At 68.3% G+C, this 5,813-nt stretch carries 6 protein-coding genes and 1 pseudogene; 1 reads left to right on the top strand and 6 read right to left on the bottom strand.

All coding sequences use genetic code 11. The features are described from left to right. On the top strand, positions 1 to 953 hold a 953-nt coding region (locus J0670_RS27830), incomplete at its 5' end, for a S66 peptidase family protein (RefSeq protein ID WP_243437616.1). A 438-nt stretch (positions 954 to 1,391) separates the two neighbouring features. Here the strand turns inward: J0670_RS27830 and J0670_RS27825 are convergent. From J0670_RS27825 to J0670_RS27800, 6 genes and pseudogenes are all read right to left on the bottom strand, one after another. Beyond that, complete coding sequence (locus J0670_RS27825; protein WP_207814449.1) at positions 1,392 to 2,045, bottom strand: hypothetical protein; 654 nt, start codon at positions 2,043 to 2,045, stop codon at positions 1,392 to 1,394. 2 nt (positions 2,046 to 2,047) lie between these two features. Next, positions 2,048 to 2,749, bottom strand: a complete 702-nt coding sequence (locus J0670_RS27820) for an HNH endonuclease signature motif containing protein (protein WP_207814448.1) — start codon at positions 2,747 to 2,749, stop codon at positions 2,048 to 2,050. An 87-nt stretch (positions 2,750 to 2,836) separates the two neighbouring features. Next, a complete protein-coding gene (locus tag J0670_RS27815) occupies positions 2,837 to 3,970 on the bottom strand; it encodes a hypothetical protein (RefSeq protein WP_207814447.1) in 1,134 nt (377 codons plus the stop codon). After that, positions 3,967 to 4,287 (bottom strand): DNA-binding protein, encoded by a 321-nt coding sequence (locus J0670_RS27810; RefSeq protein WP_374223186.1) that lies wholly within the window; start codon positions 4,285 to 4,287, stop codon positions 3,967 to 3,969. Before J0670_RS27810 ends, J0670_RS27815 begins: the two co-directional genes overlap by 4 nt. Then, positions 4,263 to 5,012: a hypothetical protein gene (locus tag J0670_RS27805; protein WP_207814446.1), complete on the bottom strand. Its 750-nt coding sequence runs from the start codon at positions 5,010 to 5,012 to the stop codon at positions 4,263 to 4,265. Before J0670_RS27805 ends, J0670_RS27810 begins: the two co-directional genes overlap by 25 nt. A 26-nt stretch (positions 5,013 to 5,038) precedes the next feature. Then, a pseudogene (locus J0670_RS27800) lies at positions 5,039 to 5,813 on the bottom strand (hypothetical protein); the annotation flags it as partial.

Below are 5,813 nucleotides of genomic sequence, written 5' to 3'. Positions count from 1 at the left end.
TGCGCGCACGCCTCGACGTGGCCGTCCGCACCGTCGAGGAGCGCGGCTACGAGGTCGTCATGGGCTCCTGCATGGACGGCTCCGGGCACGTCAGCGCCCCGGCCGCCGCGCGGGCGGAGGAGCTGATGGCGATGCTGACCGACCCCGGCATCCGGGCGGTGGTGCCGCCGTGGGGCGGCGAGACCGCGATCGACCTGGTGCCGCTGCTCGACTGGGACCGGCTGCGCGCCGCCGAACCGACCTGGCTGGTCGGGTACTCCGACCTGGCGACCCTGATCACGCCGCTGACGCTGCTCACCGGGACGGCCACCCTCCATGGCAACAACCTCATGGACACGCCCTTCCGGGTGCCCGAGGGGCTGTTCTCCTGGCTCGACCTCGTCACCGCGCCCGCCGGGCACCGGTTCACCCAGACCCCGCCCGGCCGCCACCGCCGCCCCACCACCCACGACGACGACATCGCCGCCCGCCCCGAACTGCGCGAGTACACCCTCGACGGCCGGGGCGGCTGGACCCGCCTCGACGGCACCGGGGACGTCACGGCCGAGGGCCGGCTGATCGGCGGCTGCATCGAGACGCTGTGCAACCTCGCCGGCACCCGCTACCTCGACACCTCGGCCTTCGCGAGCCGAGAGTCCCCCGACGGACTCCTGGTGTACGTGGAGGCCTGCGAGGACAACGCCTTCACCATCTGCCGCAACCTGCACGGCATGCGGCTCGCCGGGTTCTTCGACCGGGCGAACGCCGTACTGGTCGGGCGCACCGGCGCGCCGGACAGCGGCACCCTCACCCAGCGCGAGGCCGTCCTCGACGCGCTCGGCTCCCTGAACGTGCCGATCATCGCCGACGTGGAGTGCGGCCACGTCCCGCCCCACCTGCCGATCGTCAACGGGGCCCACGGCCGGATCGTCCACACGGCGAACCGGAGCGAGCTGACCCAGACCCTGGCCTGAGCAGGCCACCGGCCCGCCGCCGAGGACTACGCGTGGTAGGACCTTCCCGGATCCTGACCCCGGCTTTCCAGCTGCCCGGCTCTTGCCCCCTGGCCAGGGACCGGGCCAGGCCGTAGGTCGGAACGAGCCCCGCTCACCGAAAGCCTTCTGGCGTCGACGAGTCCGAGGAAATCCGTTTCCCTCTCCTCCTCGACGTCCAGAGCGAGGACGTCGAGCGGTGGATCGGTATCCAGGAGCCTCAGCTGCCGACAGAATTCGTGAATCTGGTCGAAGTCCTCGGTTTCGTAGAGAACCAGAATGTCCACGTCCCTCGGTAGCGGGCCCGAATCTCGTAGGGCGGATCCGAAGAGGTAGAACTCCACCCGCCCCGGCCGGGCCAGTCGGAGTCTGGAAATAAAATTCGCAATCAGCGCCTCGGCCGCCAGGTGGTGATTCAATTCACGGCCTGTTGAGTATGCCCATCAAGGAGCTCATGTCCAGCAATCGGACGCCGGCGTTCTCCGCGTGGCGCATCGCTGCACGGGTGGGTTTGCCGTTTGGGTTCGAGTTCAGCACTACGTTCACCCCAGGATGGTGTTCCAGCGCTTTAACCAAGGCCTCCGAGCCGAACTCGTATTCATACTCGACAGATAGTCGGACGTTTGGCATGCGCCCTACCCTGATCAGCTTCATGGAGGCCTCGCAGATCATTTCCACCCTCTGTACGTGGGAATGCTGCCTCAAAACTCGTCGCGCATAGGCCACGTTCTTGTTGAGGAATCCCCTGGGGTCGTCCGCCGTGACGGTCCAGAAGACCTCGCTCATGGTTTGGACGTCGGATTCGCGCTCCTTCGCCCGCTCCCTTGCGGGCCACAGGTAGTGCGACGCTTTCGGCACCAGGCAGATGACGTCGGCGGGTGCGTCGTCCAGGATCTCATCCACAAGGGATGGAGTGAGATTTTCCATGCCGGAAACCGGGGCGATGGTGAACGGGCTGGAGTACCTTCGTTGCACCAGCAGTCGACGGTCGGAGATCCGGTTCGCTTGCGTCACTTCCTGGTGGTCCGAGATCTTCGGAATGAACCAGTCGGTCAGGTATCGAATACCGGTCACGCTCATATGTCCTTGAACAGTAGTTCGGCCTGTGAGGGGAACCTGGGCGCAGGGCCGATGAGCGGGTTCCCGAGGTGCTTGCTCTCCAGCGCGTCCGTGTGGTGCCTGAGGAGCTCGATGATCTCGATCTCCCCGTCGGTGGCCAGGTCTTCGTTGATTTCCGCGATGGCCACGATCAGTCGATTGTTGGGCGTGATCTCACGTAGGACGCACTCCGACCACACGGCAGCAAGTTCTTCGGATTCAACAGCCCCGCTCTCGGGATCCGGACCCTTCTCCCGGAATGCCACCCTGTTCTTCAGCAGGAGTTTCCTCACCGCCTTGCGGGCCTCGGTGCGGCTGGAGAATAAAGGGGTGCCACCAATCAGCGAGATTGCCTTCCTGCGGGCTTCCTTGGCCTTGATCAGCACGTCGGCCGGATAGCTGTCGGGGTCCTTGTCGGCCTTGGTGTGACAGCTCGGGCAGAGGAGGACCAGGTTGGACGGATCGTCGCGCAGCTCTTGTGGGATGCCGGGATCCGCCCTGGGCCCGTCATCGCTGTGTGCCACCACGTGGGCGCGTTCCGCGATCGAGATCGACTTCATGCGCTTGGGGTCGGAGGGGAAGAGCGTGTCGTTGCAGATCAGGCAGGTCCCTGCCGACTCCGCGAAGAGGGCTCGATCGGCGTCCTGACCCAGACTGGGCCGCCCCGTTGAACAGACCATTGGTCGGTTCCCTTGTTCCCCAGCGGTGTTCGGGTCCGGCGGGCGCGGGGAGGCCGGTCTTCCCGCGCCCGCCGGGGTGCTCCGGGATCAGACGAGAGCGCGGGCGCGTCGGTCCCACGTTTCGACCCTGGCCATGGCTTCGGTGAGGAGGTCGAGCGCTGAGATGATGTCCCTGCCCGGTGCCCGGAGATCACGGCTCATGGTGGTGAGCCACTCCATCATCATCCGGAACAGCCGGAGGGTCTCCAGGCCGTCGCGCGAGGCGCGGGACATGCCGATGAGCTGGAGCAGGAAGTCGCGGGACTCGGCGGCGCCCTCCCACAGCTGCGGCGCCGATTCGAACATGTCCAGTGACGCGTGCACGGTCGAGTCGATCCCCGACATCCGCGAGGTGACGTCCGCAGCACAGGCCTTGAGCTCGGCGGCAGGACCGTCGAGGGCGGTGGCGAACCGCCGGGCCGTCGCGAGCGCTGCGGACGGCGGACTGCCCTGCGCGGTGGCGCGCTTCATGTCCGGCCCGAACTCCTCCGCCAGCGAGGCGATGGTGTTCACCAGCCCGGTCATGGTCTCAAGGCCCTGGGTCATGATGTCCATCTCGGCCTCGACGGTGGCGAAGCGGTCGAGCAGTCCCGGCCCGTCCTCCGTGGCGGCTCCCGACCCGTCGGCGGGCGCACCGTCCTCCCGCGACCGGAGGCCGAGCAGGATCCGGGCCGGGGTGAGCGGGGCATACCCCTCCCGGAGGCCCCGGGCCAGTGCCTCCTGCAGTTCCTTGCGGGCGTCCACCAGGCCGCTGCGGGAGCGCTCGAACATGATCGTCCGGATGGGCGAGATGTCGAAGGGGAGCCGGCCGTGCTCGCCGATGTGGATGGTCAGGCGGCCGGTCGTGTGACGGAGGCCCAGCTCGTACATGACATTGGCGTTTCCGCCGGTCACGTCGGCGATGACGACGTCGGACCGCAGCACGTGCCGGCAGATCTGCTCGGTGATCTCGCCCGCCTGTTGGATCTGGTCGGAGCGTAGCGGCTCGATTCCGAGAGCGGCGCAGGCGGGGCGGACGACCTTCTCGAAGATTTCGAGGGAGGTCTCGTACGAGTCCCGGGCGGTGGTACCGACTTCGGCGTGCCGGTTCCCGATGGGCCCGATCACGAAGCAGGTCATCGGTTCCTCCGAGGCCGCCGGCAGGGGCGGCTCCGGCTGGGCGGTCATGGGCATCGCGATCACGAGAGGTCCTTCCAGTCGAGCCCGGGGAGCGGCGGCTCGCTCACCCAGGTGTCCAGGTCTTCTGCGTAGAGCGGGAGTTCCTCGATGCCCAGCGCGGAGAGCAGGCCCGCGGTAGGCACCCGGTAGCGACGACCGGTGCGGATGACGGGACACGGGAAGGCATCACGTCGGATCAGGCTGTACGCGGTGCCCATGCAGATGCCGAGGGCCCGGCAGGCAGTACGGACGTCGACGGCCAACGGGAGCCCGAACAGCTCCGGGAAGGTCATCGCCCCGGCCGGGAACGGCGCGGTCAACGGGCTCGCCCTGTCGCGCACAGCGAGAGGGTGCCGACCCGCGCGCCCCGGAGGGGGCGGCGCGGATGGCGGATGACTTCGTGAAGACCGAGGTGGTCCGCGAGCTGCCCGAGCCGTGCCGCCTCGATCTCCGACCGGGAGCTGAACCGCAGCGGAGCCGCGAGGCCGTCGGAGCGGTCCGGAGGCGTGATCACGAGCTCCCAGAGGTCGTCGATCGCCTTGGCGCCACGGGCATCGGCGATCTCGACGACGTCCTCGCTCGGACGCTCGTTCGCCGTGCCCCGGGCGAAGGCCCAGCCCTGTCGGGCAGCGGCCCGGAGCAGTCGGCCCCCAACGTCGGGGTCGTCGGGGGAGACCGCGGCGAGCTCCTCGACGACGGCGACCATGAGCTCGGACTCCACGTCCCGCCGTTCCGCCCGAAGCCGGCTCGATGCCTGCCGGGCGATCCGCTGGAGCCGGGGCAGGGCCAGCCAGACCACGGCCTCGACCCAGCCGGTGACATCGGTCGAGCCGATGGCCGCCGCCAGCGTGTCGTGCTGGGCCAGCGTGACGGCCTGCCGCCACACCTCCCGGCTCAGTTCCCCGTCCACCGGCCGCTCCCACAGGGCCGCACGGGCCTGCGGGAGATCGAGGTGGACGGTCTTGTCGCCGACCTTGACCGTGAGGACGGTCGGTCGCAGGTGGGCGGCGGTGGTGACTCGCTCGTGGATGACGTCGAGGACGCTGTTGTACTTGATCAGAGTCACGGATCGGGCCTTCCGTTGAAATGGTGTCAGTAACGTTCGAGGAAGCGTCGGAGCGTCGAGCTCAGGTGGTCGATCCCGCTCAGGAAGGTGAGTAGCTTCGGCAGGTGGGGTTGGTGGGAGCCGGGTACGGAGAGGAGGTTCCCGGAGGGGCTGGGGACGTAGAGCCAGGCTTTCCTGCTGCAGTCCTCCCGGCCGGGAACGGTGGCATCGACCGGCGTGAAGAAGTCCGGGTGCAGGGCGGCGTAGCCGTTTCTGACGGAGATGTCATAGACGTGCTCGGAGAGGATCGCCACCAGGTGGGTGGTCGCCCGGCTGGCGTGCTTCAGGAACGCTTTGACCTCGCGGGAGTCGAGCAGCCGGTGGAGGTCGTTCCGGGCGGGGCCGTTTCCTTCCCCGGGCAGCCCAGGGGCGGTCACATGCCCGGCGTGGAGGCTGGCCCGCATCCGGATCGGCACGTGGTCCGACTCGGCGTTGTGCCGGGCGAGCTCCCTGTCGAGGCAGTACAGCCCCGGGGCGATGACGAACGGCATGAGCCTGGAATCGAACCCAAGTGCCAGACCGTCGCCGGAATTGGAGACGAACCGTTTGGCCGTTCGGAGGTCGTCGAGGCCGGCAGCGGTGAGGGCGGCGTCGAGGAGGGGTTCGAGGTAGGCGCTGACGGGTGCGTGCGTTACGCCGGGCATCCCGGTGTAGTTCTCCACATCCAGGCCGAGCAGGGCCTGGTAGGGCGGCAGGTGCTGGCTGGAGCTGCCGGGAAGGCGCGGAGGTTCGGGCAAGGAGGTCTCCTGGTCAGGGTGGGGA

The organism is Streptomyces sp. FH025 (assembly GCF_017427025.1).
Classification (GTDB): domain Bacteria; phylum Actinomycetota; class Actinomycetes; order Streptomycetales; family Streptomycetaceae; genus Kitasatospora.
The sequence above is the reverse complement of the archived record's forward strand: the minus strand, read 5'-3'. Positions and strand labels throughout refer to the sequence as shown.